This is a genomic window from Achromobacter spanius (assembly GCF_029637605.1).
Classification (GTDB): domain Bacteria; phylum Pseudomonadota; class Gammaproteobacteria; order Burkholderiales; family Burkholderiaceae_B; genus Achromobacter; species Achromobacter spanius_E.
Window position 1 is genome coordinate 4675588 of record NZ_CP121261.1, and the last position, 25123, is coordinate 4700710.

Annotated in this window: 24 protein-coding genes and 1 pseudogene; 18 read left to right on the plus strand and 7 right to left on the minus strand. The window is 63.4% G+C overall.

Going from position 1 to position 25123, the window contains the following annotated elements; genetic code table 11:
* Position 1: 1 nt before the first annotated feature.
* From P8T11_RS20950 to P8T11_RS20960, 3 genes are read left to right on the plus strand one after another with little or no spacing between them, the layout of a single operon-like run.
* Positions 2-1036: a COX15/CtaA family protein gene (locus P8T11_RS20950; protein ID WP_268080231.1), complete on the plus strand. Its 1035-nt coding sequence runs from the start codon at positions 2-4 to the stop codon at positions 1034-1036.
* A 13-nt stretch (positions 1037-1049) separates the two neighbouring features.
* Complete coding sequence (gene cyoE / locus P8T11_RS20955) at positions 1050-1943, plus strand: heme o synthase (RefSeq protein WP_268080230.1); 894 nt, start codon at positions 1050-1052, stop codon at positions 1941-1943.
* Between the two features lie 17 nt (positions 1944-1960).
* Entirely contained in the window at positions 1961-2575 is a 615-nt protein-coding gene (locus P8T11_RS20960; RefSeq protein ID WP_268080229.1) for an SCO family protein, read from the plus strand.
* A gap of 21 nt (positions 2576-2596) precedes the next feature.
* Here P8T11_RS20960 and P8T11_RS20965 read toward each other — a convergent pair whose 3' ends face one another.
* A complete protein-coding gene (locus P8T11_RS20965; RefSeq protein ID WP_100853499.1) occupies positions 2597-2824 on the minus strand; it encodes a DUF3717 domain-containing protein in 228 nt (75 codons plus the stop codon).
* Positions 2825-2967: 143 nt separating this feature from the next.
* Between P8T11_RS20965 and P8T11_RS20970 the strand changes: the two genes are divergently transcribed.
* The 6 genes from P8T11_RS20970 (at position 2968) to P8T11_RS20995 (ending at position 9781) form a co-directional block, all read left to right on the plus strand.
* On the plus strand, positions 2968-3642 hold the full coding sequence (locus tag P8T11_RS20970) for a glycine zipper 2TM domain-containing protein (protein ID WP_268080228.1): 675 nt from the start codon (positions 2968-2970) through the stop codon (positions 3640-3642).
* A 39-nt stretch (positions 3643-3681) separates the two neighbouring features.
* Entirely contained in the window at positions 3682-4491 is an 810-nt protein-coding gene (locus P8T11_RS20975) for a PhaM family polyhydroxyalkanoate granule multifunctional regulatory protein (RefSeq protein WP_268080227.1), read from the plus strand.
* A 66-nt stretch (positions 4492-4557) separates the two neighbouring features.
* Entirely contained in the window at positions 4558-5931 is a 1374-nt protein-coding gene (glmU, locus tag P8T11_RS20980; RefSeq protein ID WP_268080226.1) for a bifunctional UDP-N-acetylglucosamine diphosphorylase/glucosamine-1-phosphate N-acetyltransferase GlmU, read from the plus strand.
* Complete coding sequence (locus P8T11_RS20985; protein WP_268080225.1) at positions 5931-7301, plus strand: MFS transporter; 1371 nt, start codon at positions 5931-5933, stop codon at positions 7299-7301. Before glmU ends, P8T11_RS20985 begins: the two co-directional genes overlap by 1 nt.
* A 102-nt stretch (positions 7302-7403) precedes the next feature.
* Positions 7404-8726, plus strand: coding sequence for a UDP-glucose dehydrogenase family protein (locus P8T11_RS20990; protein WP_268080224.1), 1323 nt, complete (start codon positions 7404-7406; stop codon positions 8724-8726).
* Positions 8723-9781 (plus strand): glycosyltransferase family 4 protein, encoded by a 1059-nt coding sequence (locus P8T11_RS20995; protein ID WP_268080223.1) that lies wholly within the window; start codon positions 8723-8725, stop codon positions 9779-9781. The genes P8T11_RS20990 and P8T11_RS20995 overlap by 4 nt, the downstream gene beginning before the upstream one ends.
* A gap of 118 nt (positions 9782-9899) precedes the next feature.
* Here the strand turns inward: P8T11_RS20995 and P8T11_RS21000 are convergent, their stop codons facing one another.
* Positions 9900-10388, minus strand: a complete 489-nt coding sequence (locus tag P8T11_RS21000) for an Lrp/AsnC family transcriptional regulator (RefSeq protein WP_268080222.1) — start codon at positions 10386-10388, stop codon at positions 9900-9902.
* A 150-nt stretch (positions 10389-10538) separates the two neighbouring features.
* On the opposite strand from P8T11_RS21000, the gene glmS reads away from it, so the two are divergent.
* The 9 genes and pseudogenes from glmS to P8T11_RS21045 all read left to right on the plus strand — a co-directional run bounded on the left by glmS (position 10539) and on the right by P8T11_RS21045 (position 19387).
* Positions 10539-12371, plus strand: a complete 1833-nt coding sequence (gene glmS, locus P8T11_RS21005) for a glutamine--fructose-6-phosphate transaminase (isomerizing) (protein WP_268080221.1) — start codon at positions 10539-10541, stop codon at positions 12369-12371.
* 545 nt (positions 12372-12916) lie between these two features.
* Positions 12917-13312, plus strand: a complete 396-nt coding sequence (locus P8T11_RS21010; RefSeq protein WP_268080220.1) for a hypothetical protein — start codon at positions 12917-12919, stop codon at positions 13310-13312.
* 575 nt (positions 13313-13887) lie between these two features.
* Positions 13888-14568, plus strand: a complete 681-nt coding sequence (locus P8T11_RS21015; RefSeq protein ID WP_268080218.1) for a hypothetical protein — start codon at positions 13888-13890, stop codon at positions 14566-14568.
* A 280-nt stretch (positions 14569-14848) separates the two neighbouring features.
* Positions 14849-15280 (plus strand): annotated as a pseudogene (locus P8T11_RS21020) (integrase core domain-containing protein); the annotation flags it as partial.
* Between the two features lie 52 nt (positions 15281-15332).
* A complete protein-coding gene (locus P8T11_RS21025) occupies positions 15333-15839 on the plus strand; it encodes a PAAR domain-containing protein (RefSeq protein ID WP_268080217.1) in 507 nt (168 codons plus the stop codon).
* Positions 15836-16477 carry a VRR-NUC domain-containing protein gene (locus tag P8T11_RS21030; RefSeq protein ID WP_268080216.1) on the plus strand — a complete coding sequence of 214 codons (642 nt, stop codon included), beginning with the start codon at positions 15836-15838 and terminating at the stop codon, positions 16475-16477. Before P8T11_RS21025 ends, P8T11_RS21030 begins: the two co-directional genes overlap by 4 nt.
* A gap of 8 nt (positions 16478-16485) precedes the next feature.
* Positions 16486-17583: a type VI immunity family protein gene (locus P8T11_RS21035; protein ID WP_268080215.1), complete on the plus strand. Its 1098-nt coding sequence runs from the start codon at positions 16486-16488 to the stop codon at positions 17581-17583.
* A 186-nt stretch (positions 17584-17769) separates the two neighbouring features.
* Positions 17770-18030 (plus strand): helix-turn-helix domain-containing protein, encoded by a 261-nt coding sequence (locus P8T11_RS21040; RefSeq protein ID WP_268080214.1) that lies wholly within the window; start codon positions 17770-17772, stop codon positions 18028-18030.
* A gap of 4 nt (positions 18031-18034) precedes the next feature.
* Entirely contained in the window at positions 18035-19387 is a 1353-nt protein-coding gene (locus P8T11_RS21045; protein WP_418910283.1) for a type II toxin-antitoxin system HipA family toxin, read from the plus strand.
* A 30-nt stretch (positions 19388-19417) separates the two neighbouring features.
* On the opposite strand, the gene P8T11_RS21050 is transcribed toward P8T11_RS21045, so the two are convergent.
* The 5 genes from P8T11_RS21050 to arcA form a co-directional block, all read right to left on the minus strand.
* A complete protein-coding gene (locus tag P8T11_RS21050) occupies positions 19418-19909 on the minus strand; it encodes a hypothetical protein (RefSeq protein ID WP_268080212.1) in 492 nt (163 codons plus the stop codon).
* A gap of 49 nt (positions 19910-19958) precedes the next feature.
* Positions 19959-20438 carry a hypothetical protein gene (locus P8T11_RS21055; RefSeq protein WP_268080211.1) on the minus strand — a complete coding sequence of 160 codons (480 nt, stop codon included), beginning with the start codon at positions 20436-20438 and terminating at the stop codon, positions 19959-19961.
* A 124-nt stretch (positions 20439-20562) separates the two neighbouring features.
* Complete coding sequence (locus tag P8T11_RS21060; RefSeq protein WP_268080209.1) at positions 20563-22386, minus strand: SLC13 family permease; 1824 nt, start codon at positions 22384-22386, stop codon at positions 20563-20565.
* Positions 22387-22403: 17 nt separating this feature from the next.
* Positions 22404-23831 carry a basic amino acid/polyamine antiporter gene (locus tag P8T11_RS21065; RefSeq protein ID WP_268080207.1) on the minus strand — a complete coding sequence of 476 codons (1428 nt, stop codon included), beginning with the start codon at positions 23829-23831 and terminating at the stop codon, positions 22404-22406.
* A gap of 36 nt (positions 23832-23867) precedes the next feature.
* Positions 23868-25109, minus strand: coding sequence for an arginine deiminase (arcA, locus tag P8T11_RS21070; RefSeq protein ID WP_277549701.1), 1242 nt, complete (start codon positions 25107-25109; stop codon positions 23868-23870).
* Between the last annotated feature and the right edge of the window lie 14 nt (positions 25110-25123).

Sequence of the window (25123 nt, forward strand, 5' to 3'; positions counted from 1 at the left end):
TATGGAACGCATCAAAGCGCGTTATCGCAAGCTCGTTTTCTTCACCTGGTTCCTGACGCTGGACCTGATCATGTTCGGCGCCTTCGTGCGCCTGACGGATTCCGGCCTGGGCTGCCCGGATTGGCCCGGCTGCTACGGCAGCGTCACGCCCTTGGGCGCCCAGGGCGACATCCATCAAGCGTCGCAAGCCATGCCGTTCGGCCCAGTGACGATGTCCAAGGCCTGGATCGAAATGATCCATCGCTACGTCGGCACCATCTTGGGCATGCTCATCATCGGCATCGTTTACATGGCATGGCGCTATCGCCGCGAACTGGGCCGCTCGCCCGCGCTGGCCGTGACGACGCTGGTCGCCGTGTGCGTGCAAGGCGCCTTCGGCGCGTGGACCGTCACGCACAAGCTGATGCCCGCCGTGGTGACGGCCCATCTGGTGTTCGGGTTGTCGGTGCTGGCGCTGATGACGTGGCTATCGGCCCGCGAACGCCCGCACTTGGCGATTGCCGCGGCGGCGGCGCGCTGGAAGCCCTGGGTGGCGGTGGGCTTTGGCCTGCTGCTGGTGCAGGTCACGCTGGGCGGCTGGGTCAGCACCAACTACGCCGCGCTGGCCTGCATGGACTTTCCCATGTGCCACGGCCAGTGGGTGCCCGACATGGATTTCCACGGCGGCTATTCGGTGATCCGAGGCCTGGGTGAACTGCCGTCGGGCGAAATGATCTCGCAGCCCGCGCTGACCGCCATCCACTGGGTGCATCGCAATTTTGCCTTTGTCGTGTTCCTGTACCTGGGGACCTTGGCCTGGCGGCTGCGGGCCGAACCGGGCTTGCGTGGCCCCGCCACCTTGATGCTGGCTCTGCTGGCCGCTCAACTGTTCACCGGCCTGACGACCATCTTCTTCCAGTGGCCGCTCTTGATCGCGGTGCTGCACAACGGGGGCGCCGCCGGCCTGACCTTGGCCGCCGTGGTGCTGATGGTGCGATTGTCCACGGCGGGAAGCGCGCGGACAGGGGGCAGTGGCCCCAATTCGGTGCGCGTTTAAAATAGGGTCCACTATGACCAGTCTTGCCGCTCCTCCCTCCGGATTGCTCCGCCAATATTTCGTACTCACCAAGCCGCGCGTCACGCAGTTGGCGGTGTTCTGCGCGGTCATCGGCATGTTCCTTGCCGTGCCGGGCATCCCCGATATGCGCCGCGTGCTGTTTGGCACCATCGGCATCTGGCTGCTGGCCGCGGCCGCCTTCGCCATCAACTGCCTGATCGAACAGGAAGTGGATGCGCGCATGCTGCGCACGGCGCGGCGCGCCACCGCCCGAGGCACCATTTCGGCCTTCCAGGTGCTGAGCCTCTCGGGCCTGTTGGGCGGCGCGGGCATGTTCGTGCTGTACACGCTGGTGAACCCGCTGACCATGTGGCTGACCTTCGCCACCTTTGTGGGCTACGCCGTTATCTATACCGTCATCCTCAAGCCGCGCACGCCGCAGAACATCGTGATCGGCGGCTTGTCGGGCGCGATGCCGCCGGCGCTGGGCTGGGCCGCCGTGGCGGATTCCGTGCCCGCCGAGGCCTGGGTACTGGTGCTGATCATCTTCATCTGGACCCCGCCGCACTTCTGGGCGCTGGCGCTGTACCGCAACCACGACTATGCCAAGGCCGGCCTGCCCATGCTGCCGGTCACGCACGGCAACCAGTTCACCCGCCTGCACATCCTGCTCTACAGCGTGGCGCTGGTGGCCACGACGCTGTTGCCCTACGCCATCCGCATGAGCGGCGCGCTGTATCTGTTGTCGGCATTGGTGCTGGGCGGCATGTTTGTGTCCTATGCGTGGCGCCTGTACCGCGCCTATAGCGACGAACTGGCGCGCAGCATGTTCCGCTTTTCCATTCTCTACCTGGCGCTGCTGTTCGGTGCCCTGCTGGTGGACCACTGGGTCGCCCTGCTGCGCTGACCCCTGGAGGTTGTTTGATGTCCATGTTTTCCGCCAGCCGCCGGCTGGGCCTGCGCCTTGCTGCCGCCGCCGCCGTCACTGTCCTTACCGCCACCCTTGCCGCCTGCGGCGACAGCGCGCCCACGTTCAAGGGCAGCGACATCAGCGGCACCCAGTTGGGGCGCGGCATGGAGCTGACCGACACCAACGGCAAGACCCGCCAGTTGTCCGACTTTGCCGGCAAGGTAGTCGTGGTGTTCTTTGGTTTCACGCAATGCCCGGACGTGTGCCCCACGTCCTTGGCCGAGCTGACCGAAGTCATGAAGAAGCTGGGCCCGGACGCCGACCGCGTGCAGGTGCTGCTGATCACGGTGGACCCCGAGCGCGACACGCAGGAAGTGTTGAAGCAGTATGTGACGGCGTTCGATCCGCGCTTTCTGGGCCTGACCGGCACGCCGGACCAAGTCAAAAAGGCCGCCGCGTCGTTCAAGGCGTATTACGCCAAGGCGCCCACCAAGGACGGCAACTACACGATGGACCACACCGCCGCGTTCTACCTGCTGGATGGCAAGGGCGAATCGCGCGTGCTGGCCAACAACACGCTGGGCGTGGACGCGCTGACGCACGACATCAAGGCGCTGCTGAAAGACTAGCAGGCTAGTGCGTAAGACGGATCAGCGGGCCTGTGTGCCCGCCGCAGCCCAGCCGGCCAACGCCGCCTGGGCTTTTTCATTCAGCTCGGCCACGGCAATATCGTGCCGGTGCGTGATGATCATCAGGGCGTAGGGCGTTGCCAGCGCCGCGGCTTCAGGGCACAGGCGCGACTCGTCGCCGACCGACGGCGAGACATTGCGCCAGTAGTTGATTGCCTGTTCGAGCTGGGGCAGGGAAATGGAATCCATGCGCTATTGTCCACGAATGGGCATGGCTGTCCACCGACGCGGCCCGCGCCTGAAACCCCTGCAAAGAAGCGTCACCATCGCAACATGCCGAAACCGCGCGCGGGTGCTATACCGATGCCGGTTAGTTACGATGGAGCATCGTTATGAATACATCCACCCGAATCCAGAACTCGCGCAGCGGCTTGCACCCCCTGGTTGCGGCCGCCGCTATTGCGGTCATCGTCATGTGCGCGGTGGGCGTGGCGGCGGTGATGGGCTGGCTGCCTACGCCGTCGGCCAATCCACACGCCGATACGCCCGTGGTTGAAGCGGGCCCTGAAGACGCCAACCTGGCGCCCGCTCCCGGGGCACAGCCCGGCCAGCAACAAGCGCAACAGGCCCAGCAGTCCGCGCCGCAGACCCAGCAGGCCCGGCCGGCGTCGGCCTCGGCGCCCCGCGCGGCGGCGCCCGCGCCGGCCAAGCAGGCATGCCAAAGCTGCGGGGTGGTGGAAACCATCCGCCAGGTGCAGGTTCCGGTGAAAGACAACAGCGACCATTTGGTCGGCACCATCGGCGGCGGTGTGGTCGGTGGCGTAGTGGGTAATCAATTTGGCGGAGGCAGCGGCAAGACGGCGCTGACCGTGCTGGGCGCGGTGGGCGGCGCTTTGGCAGGCCGTGAAGTTGAGCGTAATATCAGACAGCAACAAACGGTGACGCACTATGAGCTGACGGTCCGCATGAACGACGGCAGTGCGCGCCAGTTCCGCAGCGCGCAGCCGTTCGCCTTTGCCTCGGGCGATCACGTGCGCGTGGAAAACAACCAGCTGCTGCCGGGCTAAGCCGAGGCCGGTGGCGATCAGTCCATGGGGAGACCTGGCATGAGCGACCAATTCACGAACCCGTTTGTCCTTCCTGGCATGGGACAGAATTCCGATCTGTCGGGCAACCCCTTGCTGGCCAGCATGGAAATGATGCGCCAGGCCTGGGCCGGCCTGACCGGCCCGGGTGGCCTGGCCAGCAGCCTGCCCATGGCGCCGCCCATGAATCTTGAAGACCTGGACCGCCGTATCGCCGAGCTGCGTTCGGTGGAAAACTGGCTGCGCATGAACCTGTCCATGCTGTCTTCCACCATCCAGGGCATGGAAGTGCAGCGTTCCACCATCAGCACCTTGCGTGCCTTTGTGGACAGCGCCGCCAGCATGGACATGAACGCCGTGCGTGAAAGCGGCGCGGCCTCGCCGCTTGAAGTGGTGCTGGGCTTGAAGCCCGCGCCGAAGTCCGCCGCCAAACCGTCAGCATCGGACAGCGCCCGCGACGCCAAGCCGCAGGATTCTTCCTCCAACGCGTCGTCGGAATCCGACGCCGGCAACGCATCGGCCGCCGACTCGGCCGGGCCTGGCATGACCGAGCAAATGGGCGCCGCCGCGCAGTCCGCCTCCAAGGCCTGGTGGGACTTGCTGCAGCAGCAGTTCAACCAGATTGCGGCCGCCACCGCCGCGTCCATGCCGACCAACCCCGCCGAGCCGGGCGAGTCCGCCACGCCCAAACCCAAGGATTCCAAACCGGCCGCCAAGACCGAAGCCAAGGCTTCCAAGCCCGCCACCCGCAAGCCCGCGGCGCGCAAGACGGCAGCCAAGTCCGCGCCTCGGGCGTCCAAGAATAATGGGCCTGCCGACGGCAAGCCCTGAACTCCTTTCAATCGACCCGCATCGGCCGCAAGGCCGTTTGCGCCGTCTCTCAACCTATCAGAACTTATGCTTAATGTAGTGATCCTCGCCGCCGGACTGGGCAAACGCATGCAGTCCAACCTTCCCAAGGTCTTGCACACGCTGGCCGGTAAACCTATGCTGGCCCATGTGCTGGACAGCGCGCGCCAGTTGAAGCCCGCGCGCATCATCGTGGTGGTGGGCCACGGCGCGGACCGCGTCAAAGAGGCGTTTGAAGGCCAGGCGGACCTGCACTTTGTATTGCAGCAGCCGCAACAAGGCACGGGCCACGCGGTGCAGCAGGCCGTGCCGCTGCTGCTGGAAGGCGATGGCAAGGACGACGTCACGCTGGTGCTGTACGGCGACGTGCCGCTGGTGCAGCCCGACACGCTGCAACGCCTGCTGGATGCGCGCGCCACGGGCGCCGCCGTGCTGACCGAAGTACTGGACGATTCCACCGGCTATGGCCGCATCGTGCGCGATGACAAAGGCAACGTGTGCCGCATCGTCGAACACAAAGATGCGTCGGAAGCCGAACACGCCATCAAGGAAGTGAACACCGGCATCCTGACCGCCCCGACGGCCAAGCTGAAAGACTGGCTGACCCGTATCGACAACAAGAACGCGCAAGGCGAGTACTACCTGACCGACGTAGTCGGCCTGGCCGTGGTCGACAGCGTGCCCGTGGGCGCGGCGCAACCGGGCGCGGGTTGGGAGACGCTGGGCGTGAACAGCCGCGTGCAGCAAGCCGAGCTGGAACGCCGCTGGCAGAGCGAGCAGGCCCGCCGCCAGTTGGAAGCCGGCGTCACGCTGGCCGACCCTGCCCGCTTTGATGTGCGCGGCACCCTTACTTGCGGGCGCGACGTGTTCATCGACGTGGGCTGCGTGTTTGAAGGCAAGGTCACGCTGGCCGACGGCGTGCGCGTGGGCCCGCACTGCGTGTTGCGCGACGTGACCGTGGGCGCGGGCACGCAGATCGAGGCCTTCAGCCATTTGCAGCAGGCTGAAGTGGGCCAGGATGCGCGCGTGGGCCCGTATGCCCGCCTGCGCCCGGGCGCCGAATTGGGCGATCGCAGCCACGTCGGCAACTTTGTCGAAATCAAGAAGAGCGTGTTGGGCGCCGACAGCAAGGCCAATCACCTGGCCTACATTGGCGACGCCGACATCGGCCAGCGTGTGAACGTGGGCGCGGGCACCATCACCTGCAATTACGACGGCGTGAACAAGCACCGCACCGTCATCGAAGACGACGCCTTCATCGGGTCGGATACGCAATTGGTGGCGCCGGTGCGCGTGGGCCGGGGCGCAACCCTGGGCGCGGGCACCACCCTGACCCGCGACGCGCCGGCCGACAAGCTGACGGTGTCGCGCGCCAAGCAGATCACCGTTGAGGGTTGGCAGCGTCCCGCGAAGAAGTCGTGATGGCGGAGAACGACGCCGGCAAGGCCGCCCTGCCTGACGGCCTGCCCGCGCCGCGCCGTTACTGGGCGGCTGCCACGGTCATGACAGGCATCAGCCTGTCGGTGCTGGACACCACGATCGCCAACGTGGCGCTGCCCACGATTTCCGTGGACCTCAACGCCTCGCCGGCGCAGGCGGTGTGGATCGTCAACGCCTACAACCTGGCGGTGGTGATGACGCTGCTGCCCTTGTCGGCGCTGGCCGAGCGCATCGGCTTTCGCCGCATGTTCACCTTTGGCCTGATCCTGTTCACGCTGGCGTCGCTGGGCTGTGCGCTGGCCGGCACCCTGTGGCAACTGACCGCCGCGCGCGTCTTCCAAGGTGTGGGCGCCGCCACGCTGATGTGCATGTTCGGCGGCCTGGTGCGCAATATCTATCCCCTGCACATGTTGGGCCGGGGCATCAGCATCAACGCCACCACGGTGGCCGTGATGTCGGTGCTGGGGCCCACCATCGGGTCCGCCATCCTGTCGGTGGCGCCGTGGCCCTGGATCTTCGCCGTCAACCTGCCTATCTGCGTGCTGGCCATGTTCGGCCTGCGCCATTTGCCCGAAGTGCCGCGCAACGATGTGAAGCTGGACTGGGTCAGCGTGCTGCTCTGCATGGCGACGCTGGGCGTGTTCATTTCCGGCGTCGACATGATGGGCCAGGACCTGCTGCGCGGCATCGGCCTGGTGGCGATTGCGTCGGTGGCGGGCTGGGTGCTGGTGCGCCGCGCCAGCAAGCAGCCGGCCCCCTTGGTGCCGGTGGACCTGCTGCGCATCCGCCCGCTGGCATTCGCCGTGGGCGCGTCCGCCTGTACGTTCGCCGCGCAGATGGCGTCGTATGTGTCCCTGCCGTTCTACTTCCAGCAGGTGCTGGGACGGCCGTACCTGGAAGTGGGCTTGCTGATGGGCGCCTGGCCCGTGGGCACGGCCCTGATCGCCCCGCTGGCAGGGCGCCTGTCCGACCGCTACTCGGCCGCCACCTTAAGCGGCGTGGGGGCGGCGACCATGGTGGCCGGCATGCTGTGGCTGACCCTGCTGCCGGCCTCGGTGTCGAATTGGCCCATTGTGGCGGGCATGTTCATCGCGGGCGTGGGCTTCGGTTTCTTCCAGACGCCGAACAACCGCGCCATGCTGTCGGCCGCGCCCCGCTCGCGTAGCGGGGCGGCGGGCGGCTTGCAGGCCACCACCCGCGTGTTTGGCCAAAGCTTTGGCACCGCGCTGGTGGCCATCGCGTTCAGCATCAGCCTGGCGCACGGTCCGGGCCTGGCGCTGGTGCTGGGCACGATATGCGCCGCGTTGGCGGTGGTGGTGAATACGGTCAGGTTCAACAAACTACGCGCCTAGGGGCCGCCGCGCCCCTGGGTCCCGGCCGCTTCTATAATGGCGGCCGGCGCCTGGTTCCTCTTGCCAGGCGCGCAAGATTCCCTATTTTGAAGGCGTGCAGGCATGAAAATCACGGTCGTGGGTACCGGTTACGTGGGGTTGGTGTCGGGAGCGTGTCTGGCCGACATGGGCAACGACGTCATGTGTCTGGACGTGGATGCCGCAAAAATCGCTCTGTTGCGCCAAGGCGGCATCCCTATCTACGAGCCCGGCCTGGAAGACCTGGTCCGCCGCAACGTGCAGGCGGGCCGCCTGCATTTCACGGACGACGTGGCGCAAAGCGTGGCTTTTGGCGACGTGCAGTTCATTGCCGTGGGCACGCCGCCCGGCGAAGACGGATCGGCCGACCTGAAGTACGTGTTGGCCGCCGCGCAGAACATCGCGCGCCACATGACGTCCCGCAAACTGATCGTGGACAAGTCCACCGTGCCGGTCGGCACCGCCGACAAGGTGCGCGCGGTGGTGCAGAAGGAACTGGCCGCGCGTGGCGTCGACATCCCCTTCAGCGTGGCGTCCAACCCCGAATTCCTGAAGGAAGGCGCGGCCATCAATGACTTCATGAGTCCCGACCGTGTCGTCGTGGGCGCCGACGACGACTACACCGTCGGCGTGATGCGCCGTATCTACGAACCCTTCCAGCGCACGCACGACCGCCTGATGGTGATGGACGTGCGCTCGGCAGAGCTGACCAAGTACGCCGCCAACGCCATGCTGGCCACGCGCATCTCGTTCATGAACGAAATGGCGAACCTGGCTGAAGCGCTGGGCGCCGATATCGAACAGGTGCGTCGCGGCATCGGCGCGGACCCACGCATCGGCTACCACTTCCTGTACCCCGGCGCGGGCTACGGCGGCTCGTGCTTTCCCAAGGACGTGCAGGCGCTGGTGAACACCGCCGCCGAAAATTCGCTGCCCATGCGCGTCATCGAAGCGGCCGAAGCCGCCAACCATGCACAGAAATTCCGTCTGTCGGAAAAGCTGGTCGCCCGCTACGGCGATGACCTGCGCGGCCGCAAGATTGCGTTGTGGGGCCTGTCGTTCAAGCCGAACACCGACGACATGCGCGAAGCGCCCAGCCTGACGGTCATTGCCGAACTGACGCGCCGCGGCGCCGACGTGCGCGCCTACGACCCCGTGGCCATGCACGAGGCGGCGCGTGTGCTGGTCGGCCAGCCTGGCATCAGCTTCGCCATCGACATGTACGACGCGCTGGACGGCGCCGACGCGCTGCTGATCGCCACCGAATGGAAAGTCTTTCGCGCGCCCGACTTCGACCGCGTGAAGGCTCTGCTGAAAACGCCCTTGATCATCGATGGCCGCAACCTGTACACGCCGGCCGACGTGCGCGCCCTGGGCTTCGAGTATTCCGGCATCGGACGCGCATGAAGATCCTGCAACTGAACTTCGAGAAGGGCTGGCGCGGTGGCGAACGGCAGACGCTGTATTGCATGCGCGCCTTTCGCAAGGCGGGCCACGACGTCGAAGTGATGTGCCGGGAAGGCGCGCCGCTGGCCGAGCGCGCGCGCCAGGAAGGGTTTGTTGCCCACACCTGCCGCAACGTGCCGGGGCAATTGGCTTTTCTGGCGGGCGCGGGCCGCTATGACATCATCCACGCGCAAACCGCCAACACCATCACCTGGGCCGTGCTGACCAAATGGTTGCATCGCCGCCCGGTGGTGTTCTCGCGTCGCACCTCGTTCGTGGTGAAGCCGGGCGACGAATGGAAGACCGGTTTCAAATGGCGCCACGCCAATCTGTTCGTGGCCATCAGCGAGATGGCCGCGGGCGAACCGCGCCGCCTGGGCATTGAACCCGTCATCATCCGCAGTGCGGTTGAACCTCACACCATAGATGCCGACAACGTCGCCAAGCTGGTGCAGGAATTCGACCTCGCCGGCAAGAAGGTCATGGCCACGTCTGCCGCGTTGATTCGCGACAAAGACCCCGTGACCCTGGTGCGCGCCGTGGGCGAACTGGCCAAGACACGGCGCGACTTCATCTTCCTGCACTTCGGCGCGGGCGGCGACCGCGAGCAGCAAGCCAAGGACGAAGCGCGCCGTCTGGGTATCGAAGACGTCTACCGCTTCGCGGGCTTTCGTAAAGGCGTCGAAGATTTCTACAGCATCCTTGATGTGTTTGTGATGAGCTCAGAAGAAGAAGCGCTGGGCAGCAGCGTGCTGGACGCTTTCTTGCAGCATGTGCCGGTGGTCTCCACCGACGCGGGCGGCCTGAAGGAAAGCCTGGCCGATGGCCGCGGCGTGCTGGTGGCCGTGGGCGACCATCAAACCATGGCAGCCGGCATGGCCCGCTGCCTGGACGACGCGGCATTCCGTAAAGACGTCACCGAACGCGCGTACGAATACGTGAAGAACGAACACGACGTGCAGAAGATGGGGAACCGGTATCTGGCGCAGTTCGAGCGGTTGTTGGGGCGGGCTTAGGTAGGGGGTGGGTAGCCACAGCAACACCGCTGCATGATGGGTTCCGCGCGATGGGGCATTGGGGTTCTTGCCTGTGTCCGCGCGCGCTTCACCCATCCTACGGGTTTCGGTGCCTCTTTCACCTCCGCACATCAATCCTGGTTTCGAACTTGGCGCGGTGCACTGAAAAGAATGTGCGCACGTTGCGCACGTTGGCTAGTGCGGTGAACGCGCGGTGAACCAGCGCGTGGTAGGCGGGCATGTCTTTTACCTGGGCGATCACCACGAAATCCGGTCCTGGCGACACGCGGTAGCACTGCAGCACTGCCGGTTCGGTCAGCATGCTTTGTTCGAACGCGTCCAGGCTTTCGGCCGCCTGCACGTCCAGCGTGATCTCGACGATTGCCGTCAATGTGCTGCCCAGTTTTTCAGCCGCCAGGATGGCGACCTGCCTTTCGATGACCCCTTCGTCCACCAGGCGCCGAACGCGGCGCAGGCAGGTGGGGGGCGACGCATGCACCCGCACCGCCAGATCCTGGTTGGTCAGCGAGTTGTCCGCTTGTAGCTGCTCTAGGATGCGCAGGTCCAGATCGTCCAGTTCGGGCGCGGAAATCGGCGTGTTGTGCATGATTAATTCAAAAATTACTATTTAACGAAAGATTATTTAATCACAAATCTGTAAGCGAATTAACTTTCAAATTAGTGAACATTAAGAAATCATATTTCTTTCCGCCTCGCGCACAATGCGTCGGTACACGAACTTAAGCGGAGTCTTCCTATGTGCGGCATTGTTGGCGCCGTCGCCCAGCGCGACATCACCCCTATCCTGGTTGAAGGTCTGAAGCGGCTGGAATATCGCGGCTACGACTCTTGCGGCGTTGCCGTGTACGCCGACGGCAATCTGCGCCGCACGCGCAGCACGCAGCGCGTGGCCGAGTTGGCGGACCAGGTGGCACAGGACAAGGTCCAGGGTTTCACGGGCATCGCCCACACACGTTGGGCCACCCACGGCGTGCCCGCCACGCACAACGCCCACCCGCATTTTTCGCATCTGGGCAACGACGAGCCGCGCATCGCGCTGGTCCACAACGGCATCATCGAAAACCACGACGAACTGCGCGCCGAACTGCAGGCCGTGGGTTACGTCTTTGAAAGCCAGACCGACACCGAAGTCATCGCGCACCTGGTGAACCACCTGTACGCGGGCGACCTGTTCGAAGCGGTGCAGAACGCCGTGCGCCGCCTGCACGGCGCGTACGCCATTGCCGTGTTCTGCCGCGACGAGCCGCATCGCGTGGTGGGCGCTCGCCAAGGTTCGCCGCTGGTGGTGGGCGTGGGCCAGAACGAGAACTTCCTGGCGTCCGACGCGTTGGCGCTGGCCGGCACGACCGACCAGATCATCTACCTGGAAGACGGCGACGTCGTCGACCTGCAGCTCTCGCGCGTGTGGATCGTGGACGCCAACGGCAAGAACGTGGACCGCGAAGTGCACACCGTGCACGTGCACACCGGCGCCGCCGAACTTGGCCCGTATCGCCACTACATGCAAAAGGAAATCTTCGAACAGCCGCGCGCCGTGGGTGACACGCTGCAAGACATCGAATCGATTTCGCCCGAGCTGTTCGGCGACCAGGCCTACAAGATCTTCAAGGACATCGATTCGCTGTTGATCCTGGCCTGCGGCACGAGCTACTACGCCGGCCTGACCGCCAAGTACTGGATTGAATCGGTTGCGAAGATTCCGGTGGCCGTTGAAATCGCCAGCGAATACCGCTACCGCGACAGCGTGCCCAACCCGCGTTCGCTGGTCGTCACGATCTCGCAGTCCGGTGAAACCGCCGACACGCTGGCGGCGTTGAAGCATGCGCGTTCGCTGGGCATGGACAAGACGCTGACCATCTGCAACGTGTCCACCAGCGCCATGGTGCGCGAGTGCAAACTGTCGTACATCACGCGCGCCGGTGTTGAAATCGGCGTGGCGTCCACCAAGGCCTTCACCACGCAGCTGACCGCCTTGTTCCTGCTGACGCTGGCCCTGGCGCAAGTGCGCGGCCACCTTAGCGATGAGCAGGAAGCCGAGCACCTGAAGGCGCTGCGCCACCTGCCCGTGGCCATTGGTTCGGTGCTGGCGCTGGAGCCGCAGATCATGGCTTGGGCCGACCGCTTCGCGTCCAAGGAAAACGCCCTGTTCCTGGGCCGCGGCATGCACTACCCGATCGCGCTGGAAGGCGCGCTGAAGCTGAAGGAAATCAGCTACATCCACGCCGAAGCCTACCCGGCCGGCGAACTCAAGCACGGCCCGCTGGCGCTGGTGACCGAGCACATGCCCGTCGTGACCATCGCGCCCAAGGACGAGCTGCTGGAAAAGCTGAAGTCCAACATGCAGGAAGTGCGCGCGCGCGGCGGCGAGCTTTATGTGTTCGCCGATGCCGACAGCAAGATCCAAAGCGCCGAAGGCATGCACGTGATCCGCATGCCGGAAAACTACGGCAAGCTGTCGCCGATCCTGCACACGATCCCGCTACAACTGCTGTCGTATCACACGGCTTGCGCCCGTGGTACGGATGTGGACAAGCCGCGGAATCTGGCGAAGAGCGTGACGGTGGAGTGATGGGGCGATAAAAGTACGTTATTTTGAGAACTGGAAATAAAGTCGGTCGCGCGGAATAAAGTTGGTCGCAGCGCCGACGTCCTTCTACTCCTTCGATCTACCGCCATATCAGCTTTTACCCCATTGCAAGGGCCGCGTAAGCGGCCCTTCTTCATTTTTGGCACGAGGTTCGGCTCAGCAGAAGACGTACCGACAGCCAATCGCTGATACTGGGACAACCATTCAAACCGTCCTGTTGAACCGTTCAACACGGGCGTTTGCTGCGGCTTGCCCGGATGGACGCACTCGAGCTTGGTGTGCCACGCTTGGTTAACGTGGGATGGGAGCCCCTTGTACCAACTGCGTCGTCGCGCAGCACCGTGCGTCACCACCTCTGGTGAGGCATCATTGAATTGCTCCGAAATCTCAGTTCAACGCCCCGATTTGGACCGGCGCTCGCGGATGTGCGTAAACTTCCCGTGCTTAGCGTGTAGACACCGTGGAGGCATTTGAATGGTTGTGTTCTTAAACCTCGAAGCACTTACCTCTAGGATGGAGGGTGACACATGATCGGCTGGTGGATCATCGTATCGACAGGCAGCCCCGAGGAATGCGACCGCGCCGACCCAGAAGCGCGTCGTGCTGCCATCCTGGCGCAGTGGGAAGCAGGCGCTGGCGGCATCGGTTGGATCGAGCATTTGACGCAAGTGAGCAAGGCCGCCAAGTTCGCCGGTGGCGGCTATCCGAACCGCTATGCCGCGCGCGCTCGCGATGTGCTGCCATTGATCGAAGGCGGCGGTATCTTGCCATCCAAGGATGGCGTCTGGATCTTCGGCATCGACGAGGGCGAGGAATACGCGCAGCCTCCCGGTTGGGTAGGCAAGATCCAGGTGCATGCCGACCGTGTGGCCGCGTGTTCTCCGGATCAGCTCTTGACAATTGATGCCTGGGATCAATCCTGACTGTCATTTGAGGCCGCCAGGTCATAAAACGCGCAGCCCGCGCTTGGCCGGCGGCGCGTTCACAAATGTCGACCGTGTGCCCGCCGCGCGTCAGGGACCGTAAGCGTTGGCGCGCCAGGCCTCACGGCTCTTTGATCGAGTTCCCAGGTCGAGCTATTTCGTGAAGGAGATCATCAGGTATCCCGCGATATCTCCAACCTCCATATCGGCCGGGATGATGATGTCATCCGCGCGCACCTGCTTGCCGTCGGTTAGGCGGTACACCTCCCACCCCGGCTCGTGTGAAGCACTTCCAGCGCAAATCTTCCGTAAGCGTCGAACTTCATGGCATCTCCACGTGGTTATGCGGTCCGTGGTTACGGTCGCTACGGGCCCCTAAGCGGCCAAACTCGGGTATCCGGGTGGTGACGCGAATGCCGGCGTTCGACCCATCGCGGTCGGTCGGACCTCGACGCCGGATGACTACCGCGCATCAAAAGTTGCCGCTCGCACATCCTCAATTTTGGGGATGTCGCCGAAAGTCCTTCGCGCGTAGGCTGCAAGTTCAACAATCCGTCGCTAGTCAAGGAGATGGCATGCAAGTCCTTCTACTAGTCGTGTCGATCATTGGATTTTTTGCATCGGACACTGCATTTGCGCAGGGGCAAGTTCCACTGGCCAACGATAAGCTCATAAGAGCTACAAACTATGTTCAGGAACTTCGCACGCGTCGAGGAAACATTGCGACAGAGGATGCAATCCTCGCTACCAAGCTTAGCTGCGACGGGCTTCGAGAACTGACAAGAGATAAAACATTTCGCCAACGTGTGTCCGACGTAGCGGCAGCTGCAGACAAATACACCGAAACCAATGCGGCCATACGGCATAGCCTCGCACGCTTTCTCGATGAGTTTCTGAGCCCTGAAGTACTAGTCCTCGAGCGAGCTGGTCTCTCCAGCACGGCCATCGGTCATATCGTAAAAGACGGCTTCGATCTCCACGCACATGCATACATCGGCAAGTATGGGCGCGGCTCCGAAGAGTATTTTTTAAGAAACTTGGATGAGTTCACGGATGAAGTCTGTCGCGCCGCAGGCCAAGCCAAGCTAATAGCAGAGAGCAAAAAAGAAGACCTGCTGTTTCGCCTTGGTGTGGGCCTCAGTGGGGCTGTTGTAGTGCTCGCCGACTTGACACTTACTCCCTCTTGGACCGGACCGCTGGCTGTACAGTCCTACTCGTTCGGTTACGCGCTTTTTGTGGGAGCTATTCTCAAGTAGCCGGAGTACGCGCGCCTCTCAGCTCAAATGTTAATTACATGCTTCTTGATCCCACCAGCGGCGGCTCATGGCCGATAGCGGGCAGAGTGACGGCGCCAAGCGCCGTACAGGCTTCCTGATCGACCGGTTGGAGTGGCGTGATATCTGAAGATCGTACGCTGATCCGTCGATCACGACCGCTGGATGAGCCGAGCGGCGAGTGACCCATCCATTTCGCGACTAAGTCGCTGGAACACCGGAGGCACGAACGTTGCGACCGATTTTATTTCTCTCTTTCAACACTTGCGAATGCCTGGCCATCGAGGTCGATACGTCGTTGCCGGGAGTGCGTGTTGTCACGGTGCTGCAACGGCTAGCTGAAATGCGTGGCCTGCCGCGATCTATTACTGTGGACAATGGGCCGGAGTTCGCCGGAAGAGCCTTGGATGCCTGGGCCTACTAATCTGGCGTAAAGCTGTCGATTATTCAGCCGGGCAAGCCAGTGGAGAAAGCTTATATCAAAAGTTTCAACGGCAAGTTCCGCGACGAATGCCCTAACGAGCACTGGTTCTTGTCCCTGCGACAGGCCAAAGACTTGATCGAAAACTGGCGGGTCGAGTACAACACCGATCGACCCCACAGTGCGCTCGGATATTTAACCCCGGCGCAATTTGCGCAGGCTAATCAGAAACAAGGTTTTTTACCCCTAGACCCTATGTCGGTGTTGTACTAAATCTGTGGGCAGGTCATTCTCGTCCATTCAGTCACAACATCATGGAGAAAGCATGCCAAGATCTGTGGTCCGCATTGGCGATAGAACAAGCCATGGAGGCGTCGTCGTTACGGGAGATCAAACACTCAACGTGTTTGGCCAGGCTGCCGCCCGTAAGGGCGACATGACAACGTGCCCAAAATGTAAGGGGAGCTACCCGATTGTGGAAGGCACCCGCTCGACCGGCAGTTCGCAGTGGCTGGCGCTGGAGGGCATGCGCACGGCCTGCGGCGCGACCCTTATCGCCAGCCAGCATTTTTGGCGGGAGGCCGACGCGAGCGGCACGAGGTCAATGGTGCCAGCCGATACCAATTCAAATGCCTACAAGGGCCGCTTTCAGGTGTTCGATGACGCCTCGCGAGAGCCACTCTCTGGCCAACGATATCGTGTGACCACCATGGAGGGGACGCCGTTCGAAGGTGAAACGGATGCCGGTGGCTATACCGCCTGGATCGAGGCCCAATCCCCCGATATGTTGACTCTGGAACTGCTTGCTCGGAATCAGGATGAAACGTCATGAGTGATGGAGCTCCGACCTCCGGCGGAGGGATGTCTACTGGGGCCGGCACGACAACACCGGTAAGCTCCGGGCTGAGCCGGCTGGCGCCGCCAGACCAATCTGTATTGTGCTCGGCGATCTGCAAGTGCCAGGCGACCCCTGGTATCGGTAAGGACGGCCGCAAGCTGAATCAAGTGTGTGTATCCAGCCGCCTCAAGGAACTGGACAAGCTTCAAAGTGGGCGCAGCCCTTACAAGCCCGAGGTCAACTATGACATGACTCAGGAGCCGCCCGAGCCCATCATGGATAGCGAAGACGACACACAGCCACATAGCTGGCTGCGCGGCTGGATTGACAAGTACTGGGGCGATCCAGACAAGGGCCGGCCAACGTGGAAGCCCAACCGCGGTTATGTCCGGCGTCCCGATGTAGTGATCGTCAATGACCCGATGAACTCGCCCACTCAAGACAACATCCGGATGGTGGTGGAGATCAAATTCCCAAACGATGACCTTGGCGATGGTCAGTTAGAGGCTTACATAAGAATCGCCGGCAGTTTCGATAAAACTGTGCTGCTCGAATCTTCGGAATGCGACTGCAACCAGGTAGAGGAGCGCGAACGCCAGGCCGAAGAGCTAGACAAGTACGCCGTACCCTGAGACGACCTATGACAGACTTTCATCCCGACATGAGCCGCGAGGCGTTTGCCGCAGCACTTCGCGAGAACACGCAGGCGCAGCAGTTCCCCGGGGCGATGCTCATGCCCAAGAGCCGCCACGATTATGTAGGCGCGGTCATCGCCATCACAGGTACCTTGTATTTCGAAGGCGGCTATACGCAGCTTAAGCGGGAGGCAATCGCACAGTGTTTTGACGATTACCTGGCGCAGGCGGGCGATGCCCTTACATGGCTGTGGCGTGGCGAGCCCCCGTCAGGCCCGCCGTGCATGCCCTACGTCAAGGCTCCGAAAATCCGCGATTCTTTCGAAACGCTCGACGAAGACGAAAAGCTTGACCTGCAGTACACGAGCGGCACCAAGCGCGAGGACGCCGGCCCTTATTCCTTTTATGTCAATGCCGCACCGGCTTGGGCCGCCAAAAAAACAGGCCGTCTGGATGTGTTGCGGTTCACGTTGCCCTTTGTTGATATTGTCGAGCAACCGAAAGCCTTTCAAACCTTGTTCGTCGAATTCGCTGGGCGGCTGCAAGCATTGCATGGCCATGGCGGTTTTGGTTTTGTGCTGTCCCCGTCGGAATGGAACAGTAATCAGCCCACCGAAGCCTTCGCGTCGGAGCAGGCTCGCGGCGTTGATGTGGGGGCACCAGTATTCTCCGCCATGGTGCTCAAGCCCGACACGTTCAAGACAGTGTCTTGGCTGACCGCAATCAATCGTGACATGGTGACGCAGGCTGGCGGCTTGCACACGTTGCGCTCGGAATTGCCTCCAGACTGGTTTGCCTTCTATGACTATGGCGCTGGCATCGTCATTCAGGCTGGCAATGAACCCGACCTGGCTGCGACGGCTATCGACCCTAAGCCTCCGCAGTACGCGCTACCTAACGCAGCGCTCAAACCGCTGCGCAGTGCTGTGTTCGGGCTACACCTGGCAGCTAGTGCCGCCGGCGAACCGCGGCTGACCGGACTCAAAGGCGAAGCATGGGTTGAGCGCTTCGATGTATCTGACGAAGAGCTGCTCGACGTCAAGGCACGACTGCTGGATACGCCTCGGCTGGATATAACCCACACTCTGGACGAGCGACTGTAGCGCAGCCGGGGGACCAGCCCTGTGCATTGAAGGCGTCGCGCGCAGCGCCGCCTGGGCGTTTTACAACTCCTGAATAGTAAAACGCGAATACAATTCCCGCGTTGTATTGGTGATTTACAACCTATCTTGAGTATTTCAATTTTACTCAGTAGAATTTGTAAATCAGCAAAACAACGTGAGGCCTGTATGACCGATTTCACCGTCCGTACGGCGGAGCAGCTGCCTGCACTGCTCCAGGGTTTTCGCAAACAGTCCGGCCTGACCCAAGCGGATACGGCGATGCGCCTGGGCGTCAGCCAGCAGGCCTTGTCTCATCTCGAGCGCCATGCCGACAAGGTCAGCGCCGACCGCCTGCTGGAGCTTCTGAGCATCCTGGGCGTCGAGCTCGTGCTGCGCAAGACCAGCGAATCGCCGTCGCCCAAGGCGTCGGTTGGCCCCAACTGGTGAGCCCATGGGTCGACGCTCACACACCCGCACACTGAATCTCTGGATGAACGGCGAATTCGTCGGCACCTGGAGCGTGCAACCGCATGTCGGAGAAGTCCTGCAGTATGCCGACGCCTGGGTGGCATCCGGACAGGGGCGCCCGCTGTCGCTGTCCCTCCCCTTCACCCCGGGCAATCCGCCGCACCGTGGCGAAGCCGTGCGCACCTACTTCGAAAACCTGCTGCCGGACAGCAAGGAAATCCGCGAGCGCGTGGCACGTCGGTACCAGGCCGGCTCGACCAATGCGTTCGCCTTGCTGGCTGAAGTTGGTCGGGACTGTGTCGGCGCGCTGCAGGTGGTGCCGGGCCCCGATGCGCCGGACGGCGTGCAAGAGGTGAACGCGGTTCCGATGACCGACGCCGAGATTGCCCAGCTGCTTCGCAACACCCTGGCGCCAGGCCCCCTGGGCCGGAACGCTGCCGAGGATGAAGACTTCCGCATCTCCATTGCCGGAGCACAGGAAAAGTCGGCCATGCTCTGGTACGACGGGCGGTGGTGCCGGCCGCATGGCGCGACACCGACCACTCACATCTTCAAGCTGCCACTGGGCCTGGTCGCAAACATGAAGTTCGACATGAGCGATTCGGTCGAAAACGAGTGGCTGTGCTCCGAAATCCTGCGCGCCTACCAAATGCCTGTGGCGCGCACCGAGCCCCTGATGTTCGAGGACATGAAGGTGCTGGCGGTCGAGCGCTTCGACCGGATGTGGTGGGAGAGCCCAGAGGGCAAGCGCTGGCTCATCCGGCTGCCGCAGGAAGACATGTGCCAAGCGACGGCAACCCCGCCGCATTTGAAGTACGAGTCCGACGGCGGGCCGGGTGTGCGCCAAATCATGAAGCTGTTGGCTACGTCGCGCGCGCCTGACCGCGACCGTCGCACGTTCTTCCAGGCCCAGGTCCTCTTCTGGATGCTGCGTGCCACGGATGGCCACGCGAAGAACTTCAGCATTTTCCTGCGCCAGGGTGGCACCTACGAACTCACCCCGCTGTACGACGTACTTTCCGCTTACCCCGTCATCGGCAAGGGTGCGAAAAAGCTGTCTCCGTACGACGCCAAGATGGCCATGGCCGTGCGCTCGAAAAACCCCCACTGGGTCATGCGCGACATCCTGCGTCGGCACTGGATCGCCGTGGGCACCGAGCATGGCGTAGTGAATCCCGACGGTAAGGGGGTGGAGCATGTCCTCGACGACCTGGTGGCGCGCACGCCCGGGGTCGTGAAGGCCGTCCGCGCGCTACTGCCGGCGGGATTCCCCATGCACGTGGCCGACTGCATCCTCAACGGCCTGCAAGAGGCCGCTGACCACCTGGCAGGTTAGCGCCAGAGGACCAGCGTCCTTTATCGCGTATCAAATCACCCCGACACGGCTGGTGCCTCCTTGGGTCACGATTTGCACCCGCTGCCCCGCTGAGATGGGCACATCGGCCTCTTGGGCGATGACTCGTGTTTCGCCGTTGTCCAGCTGCACCGTTATCTCCAGCCCCGCACGGCGCGCTGAGGCATTCTCGATGGCGTTGCCGGCTGCCGCGCCGCCGATCAGGCCTCCGACGGTGGTCAGGCGCCTGCCGGATCCACCGCCGATGGCGTTACCGGCCACCGCGCCAAGCGCGCCGCCAGCAATCAATCCCGCGCCGGAACTGCCGGACGACTGGATGGTGATGCCTCGTACGGCGACCACCGTGCCTAACACGACAGTCTGCGCGCGTTGGGCCTGGTCGAAGGTGTAGACGCGCGACGACGCGCTTTGTTGGGCGCAGCCTCCCAGGGCCATCGCCGCCGCGCCGGCCAGCAGCGCGAATCGCAGGCGTCGACTGCGCGTCAGATTAATGCGTAGGTTCATGATCAGTCCTCGAAAGATACGAAATTGAGACGGGTGTACTGAAAGCGGCTCAGGGCGTCTTGCTCGGCATCGGTGTCGGCGTCGGCGTCGGCGTCGGCGTCGGCGTCGGCGTTGGCGCAGGTACCGGCGCCGCGCTGTCTGGAAGCGTAGGCGCGCGGTGCAGGCGTCCTTGCGCGTCGATCACGCCGATTGGGCGTCCGTTGAAGAACAGCGCGCGGTACGGCGTCCAGCGCATGGGCTTGCCGTCCACGGTGTCGTAGCCCGATGCTTCAAAGTCGTATTCCCAGCCCGCAATCTGCTGGCCATCCGCGTCCGCGGCCGAGGTTTGCTTGAGCGACGCCGCATAGCCCGCATCCCGATAGCTGACATACCGCGTGGGTGGCAGGCTGTCGCGCAGCACGGACAGGTATTGATAAAGGTCTTCCTCGCTGGGCGGTGTGCCGTAGCGGGCTTGGTCGCCACGGTCAGCGGGATGGCTGACGCATCCCGCAAGCATGCCGAACGCGCAGGCAAGCGCAAATCGTTTCATGAACAGTCCTCCTTAAGAACAAAAGGCCGTCCCAGCCGGCAAGGCCGCCGGAACGCCGGTCACCGCAAACCACGACATCGCGGTCGCGCGAGTGCGCAGGGATGTGCGGCCGCCACCTGGCGGCTCACATCGAAAACAGCAAAGGAATCATCACGACGCTGACGCATAAGGTCACCAGCATCAGCGGCGTACCCACCTTCAAATAGTCGACAAACCGGAAGCCGCCGGCCACGCTGACCAGCGCGTTGGCGGGTGTGGAGACGGGAGACATGAACGCCGCCGAACAGGCGATCGCCACCGCCATGACGTAGGGATGGGGTTCGGCGTGAATGGCTTCGGCCAAGCTGATCGCGACCGGTCCCATCAACACCGCCGTGGCGGTCCCAGAGATCACGGTGCCGAGCGCGATCGTTGCGCCGAACAGCAAGGCGATCTGGCCGTGCGCGCCCCAGGTCTGAGACAAGCGCAGCAGGTTCTCGGCGGCGAGGTCCACACCGCCGGTGTGGTCCAGCGCAATCGCGAATGGCAGCATGCCGATGATGAGGATGAGCGCGCGCCAGTTGATGGCCCGATAGGCAATGTCCAGTGTGATGCAGCCGAATAGCCCCATCAACAGACAGCCGATCAGGCCGGCGATTACGATAGGCACCCAGCCGGTGAGCATCAACGCAATCGTCAGCGCCATGACCAGCAGCGCAGCGGGCGCACGGCCAGGCACGGCCACCACCGCATCGGTCTCCACGGGCAGCGCAAGGCTCACGAGATCGTGCTCGACAGACTGCAACGCGAAAATCCCCTTCCACGGCCCGACCACCAACGCCGTGTCGCCCGCGCGCAGGGCAAGCGCGTGCACGGGGGCCTGCGATTGTCCATGGCGCCACACGCCGACCACGAACAGTCCATGTCGGCGCAGCAGCGCTGACTTGCGGGCAGAGGCCCCCACCAGACGAGAGTCCGGCGGGATAATCACCTCGACCATGCCCACGTCGCGCGACTGATCAGAGAAATAGTCGCCCGTCATGGGCAAGATGCGCAGCTCGTGGCGCTGGCAATATTCGCCGATCGGAAATGTCTCGTCGTCGATGTCCAGGAGCAAGACATCCTCGGCCTCCAGTAAGGCGTCATCGGTGGCTTCGAGCACGGCGCGGCCGAACCGGGCGCTACGTTCGATTGCGACCACGCATGCCTGCGCGCCCAGCTCCTCGTGGCAGACCTCAAGCCGCATGCCTACCAAGTCGGAACGGGGATCAACGTGCAAGCGATAGGCGCGTTCGCGCAAGGCATACTTCTCGACCCAGCCCGCCAGGCTTGGGCGCCGCGAATGCGAGCTGCGCGGCGGCTCCGTGGGCAGAAAGCGTCTCGCCACCAATAGATACGGGATGGCCGCGGCAAGCACCGCCAGGCCGATCGGCGTGAAGGCGAAGAAGCCGAAACCCGCGTGCCCGCTGTAGACCAGCGCGCTGTTGAGCACCAGATTCGGGGTGGTTGCCACCAGCGTCATCATGCCGCTGATGGCCGCCGCAGCGCCCATCGGGAACAGCACCTGGCGGCTCGATCCCGCAGTCTGTTGCGCGATCCGCAGGACGATGGGGATGAAGATGGCGACCACTGCCGTCGAACTCATCACCGATCCCATCGTCGCCACGGCAACCATGATAAGTACGATGAGCCGCTGCTCGCGTGTTCCTCCCTTGTGCAGCAGCCAATCGCCCACCGCCTGGGCTGCGCCGGTGCGCACCAGCCCCTCACCGATCACGAACAGGCAGGCGATCAGGATCAGGTTGGGGTTGGCGAAGCCTGCGATCGCCTCTCGATAGGTGATCGTTCCGCTCAAGGGCAGCACCACGATCACCATCAACGCGACCGCATCCGCACGGGGCCGGCCGACCAGGAAGAGCACGATCGCCACGCCGAGCAGCGCAAGAACGAGAGCGAGATCGGGCGTCATGATGAAGGTCCCCGGGCTCAAGGCGCGATGGCGCCGGCAGTGAGCGTCCAGACGCCGTAGACGCAGCCGGCCAGCACCGCCGCAAACACCGGCCATTCGCGGGCGGAGAACACCGCACCGGCCTGCTCTTGCCGCACGCGCAAGAACAGCAGCGTGCCAGGCGCATACACCAGCGTCGATAAGGCGAAGTATTGCAGCCCACCCGCATACATCATGCCGACGGCGTAGACGCAGGCAATGCTGCCCAGAGCGACCTCATAGCCGCTACGCCGGCTCCAGCGCGGGCGGGTCTGCCTGTCGCGCCAGGCGGTCAGCAGCCCAAAGCCGGCCACGAACAGGTATGGCATCAGGCTCATCGAACTGGCCATGTGTTTGATGAGCACGAAGGTGTCGTCGGTGAACAAGGTCACGATGAGGAACACCTGCACGAATCCATTGCTCAACCAGAGTGCCGCTGCCGGCACGCCATGGCGGTTCTGACGGCCCAGGATGGCCGGCATCGTGTCCGCCTTGGCGGCCGCGTGCAACACCTCGGCGGCCAGCAGGACCCACGACAGGTAAGCCCCCCCCACCGAGATCATGAGGCCGACGCTTACCATCACACTGCCCCATGGCCCCACCACTTCACGCAGCACGCCCGCCATCGATGGATTGCGCAGCGCCGCCAGTTCGGCGCGCGGCAAAATGCCATAGGACAGCAGCGTCACCGCCACCAGCAAGGTCAGTACCAACAGAAAGCCGATGATGGTAGCGGCGGCCACGTCTTCGCGCCGCCGCGCGTAGCGCGAATAGACACTGGCCCCTTCCACGCCCAGAAAGACGAACACCGTCACCAGCATCGTGCCCCGCACCTGTTCGAGCAAGCTGCCGCTTACCGACGCGCCTTCTTGGATGTTGGCGAGCAGCACGTCGGTATCCAGCGCGACCACCACACACACGATGAAGATCAGGATCGGCACGATCTTGGCGATGGTGACCGCCAGGTTCATGCCGGCCGCCTGGCGGATGCCGCGCAGGATGGCGAAGTGCACGCTCCAGAGCAATAGCGACGACACGAGTACCGCGGCGACGGTGTCGCCGTCGCCAAACCCTGGCACCACCGCGCCTAGTGTGGCCTTGAAGACGACGAAGTAGCTGACATTGCCCAGGCACGCCGCCGTCCAATAGCCCAGCGCCGCCAGGAAGCCGATGTAGCGGCCAAAGCCGGCCTTGGCGTAGGCGAAGATGCCGGCGTCAAGATCGGGGCGCCGGCGTGCCAGGTACTGGAACACCAGCGCGAGCGTCAGCATGCCAGTGCCGGAGATGGCCCAGGCGAGCAGCCCTCCCACCGGCCCCGTATACCGCGCGAACAGGGCCGGCAGCGAAAAGATGCCGGCGCCGACCATGGAGCCGACCACCATGGCGACCAGCGCCAGCCGTGAGAGTTTTGCCGTCTCGATGCTCATCCCATGCTCCCGTGCGGCGTCAGTTGACCTGGTGCGTCAGACCGGGTCGCGGATGATCGGGCACGTCATGCAATGCCCGCCGCCCCGGCCGCGTCCAAGCTCGGCGCCCACGATGGACACAACTTCGATGCCGGCTTTGCGCAGCAGCGTGTTGGTGTAGACGTTGCGGTCATAGGCCATCACGACGCCGGGCGACAGGCAAACGAGGTTGGCCCCGCTGTCCCACTGCGTGCGTTCGCGCACGTAGGCATTGCCGCCCGTCTGCACCACCCGCATCTTCTTCACGCCGAGCGCCTCGCCAATCACCTCCACCAGCGAGCCCTTGTCCTTGTGCAGTTCAAGCGTGCCGGGCTTGCCGCCTGGCCGATAGGAGAAGGCCTGAATCTTGTCGACGATGTCGGGATACATCAGCAGGCAATCCCGATCGGCGAAGGTCAGTACCGTGTCCAGGTGCATCGCGGCCCGCAGCTTGGGCATGGCCGCGACGATGACCCGGTCGGCGGCGTCCTGTTCAAACAGCGCGGCGGCGAGCTGGCTGATCGCCTGGCGCGAGGTCCGCTCGCTCATGCCGATCAGCACGGTGCGGTTGCCGATCGGCATCACGTCGCCTCCCTCAAGCGTGGACAGACCATGGTCGTGCACCGGGTCACCCCACCAGACGTTGACGCGGCCGGCAAAGTCGGGATGGAAGCGATAGATGGCGGTCGTGAGGATGGTTTCCTCATGACGCGCAGGCCAATACAGCGGGTTGAGCGTGACCCCGCCATAGATCCAGCATGTGGTGTCACGCGTGTAGAGCGTGTTGGGCAATGGCGGCAGTAGGTATTCGGTGACGCCGGCCGCCTCTTTGATGAGCGCCAGTTGTTCACCGCCAATGTCTTCGGGAAACTCTTCGGTGGAAAGCCCCCCGATCAGCGTCTCGGCCAGCTTGCGCGGCGGCAGGGATTCCAGATAGCCGCGTATCTCATCCAGCAAGCCCAAGCCAAGCTGATTGGCCACAATCTGGTTGTCGAGAATCCAGGTGCGCGCTTCGGGCAACGCCACTGTCTCGGCAAGTAGATTGTGCATCTCCACGACATCGACGCCACGGTCGCGCATCTTGTTCATGAAATCAAAGTGATCGCGCTTGGCGTTATCGACCCACAGCACGTCGTCGAACAGCAGCGCGTCGCAGTTTGATGGCGTCAACCGCTCATGCGCGCGGCCTGGTGCGCAAACCATGACTTTACGCAGCACGCCGACTTCAGAATACACGCCAAATTGTTGATTTTCCGACATGACCTTCTCCCATA

Bases quoted from the DNA above. Each gene is read 5' to 3' on its own strand.
- P8T11_RS20950 (WP_268080231.1), top strand. From the start codon at position 2: ATGGAACGCATCAAAGCGCGTTATCGCAAGCTCGTTTTCTTCACCTGG.
- cyoE (WP_268080230.1), top strand. From the start codon at position 1,050: ATGACCAGTCTTGCCGCTCCTCCCTCCGGATTGCTCCGCCAATATTTC.
- P8T11_RS20960 (WP_268080229.1), top strand. From the start codon at position 1,961: ATGTCCATGTTTTCCGCCAGCCGCCGGCTGGGCCTGCGCCTTGCTGCC.
- P8T11_RS20965 (WP_100853499.1), bottom strand. From the start codon at position 2,824: ATGGATTCCATTTCCCTGCCCCAGCTCGAACAGGCAATCAACTACTGG.
- P8T11_RS20970 (WP_268080228.1), top strand. From the start codon at position 2,968: ATGAATACATCCACCCGAATCCAGAACTCGCGCAGCGGCTTGCACCCC.
- P8T11_RS20975 (WP_268080227.1), top strand. From the start codon at position 3,682: ATGAGCGACCAATTCACGAACCCGTTTGTCCTTCCTGGCATGGGACAG.
- glmU (WP_268080226.1), top strand. From the start codon at position 4,558: ATGCTTAATGTAGTGATCCTCGCCGCCGGACTGGGCAAACGCATGCAG.
- P8T11_RS20985 (WP_268080225.1), top strand. From the start codon at position 5,931: ATGGCGGAGAACGACGCCGGCAAGGCCGCCCTGCCTGACGGCCTGCCC.
- P8T11_RS20990 (WP_268080224.1), top strand. From the start codon at position 7,404: ATGAAAATCACGGTCGTGGGTACCGGTTACGTGGGGTTGGTGTCGGGA.
- P8T11_RS20995 (WP_268080223.1), top strand. From the start codon at position 8,723: ATGAAGATCCTGCAACTGAACTTCGAGAAGGGCTGGCGCGGTGGCGAA.
- P8T11_RS21000 (WP_268080222.1), bottom strand. From the start codon at position 10,388: ATGCACAACACGCCGATTTCCGCGCCCGAACTGGACGATCTGGACCTG.
- glmS (WP_268080221.1), top strand. From the start codon at position 10,539: ATGTGCGGCATTGTTGGCGCCGTCGCCCAGCGCGACATCACCCCTATC.
- P8T11_RS21010 (WP_268080220.1), top strand. From the start codon at position 12,917: ATGATCGGCTGGTGGATCATCGTATCGACAGGCAGCCCCGAGGAATGC.
- P8T11_RS21015 (WP_268080218.1), top strand. From the start codon at position 13,888: ATGCAAGTCCTTCTACTAGTCGTGTCGATCATTGGATTTTTTGCATCG.
- P8T11_RS21025 (WP_268080217.1), top strand. From the start codon at position 15,333: ATGCCAAGATCTGTGGTCCGCATTGGCGATAGAACAAGCCATGGAGGC.
- P8T11_RS21030 (WP_268080216.1), top strand. From the start codon at position 15,836: ATGAGTGATGGAGCTCCGACCTCCGGCGGAGGGATGTCTACTGGGGCC.
- P8T11_RS21035 (WP_268080215.1), top strand. From the start codon at position 16,486: ATGACAGACTTTCATCCCGACATGAGCCGCGAGGCGTTTGCCGCAGCA.
- P8T11_RS21040 (WP_268080214.1), top strand. From the start codon at position 17,770: ATGACCGATTTCACCGTCCGTACGGCGGAGCAGCTGCCTGCACTGCTC.
- P8T11_RS21045 (WP_418910283.1), top strand. From the start codon at position 18,035: ATGGGTCGACGCTCACACACCCGCACACTGAATCTCTGGATGAACGGC.
- P8T11_RS21050 (WP_268080212.1), bottom strand. From the start codon at position 19,909: ATGAACCTACGCATTAATCTGACGCGCAGTCGACGCCTGCGATTCGCG.
- P8T11_RS21055 (WP_268080211.1), bottom strand. From the start codon at position 20,438: ATGAAACGATTTGCGCTTGCCTGCGCGTTCGGCATGCTTGCGGGATGC.
- P8T11_RS21060 (WP_268080209.1), bottom strand. From the start codon at position 22,386: ATGACGCCCGATCTCGCTCTCGTTCTTGCGCTGCTCGGCGTGGCGATC.
- P8T11_RS21065 (WP_268080207.1), bottom strand. From the start codon at position 23,831: ATGAGCATCGAGACGGCAAAACTCTCACGGCTGGCGCTGGTCGCCATG.
- arcA (WP_277549701.1), bottom strand. From the start codon at position 25,109: ATGTCGGAAAATCAACAATTTGGCGTGTATTCTGAAGTCGGCGTGCTG.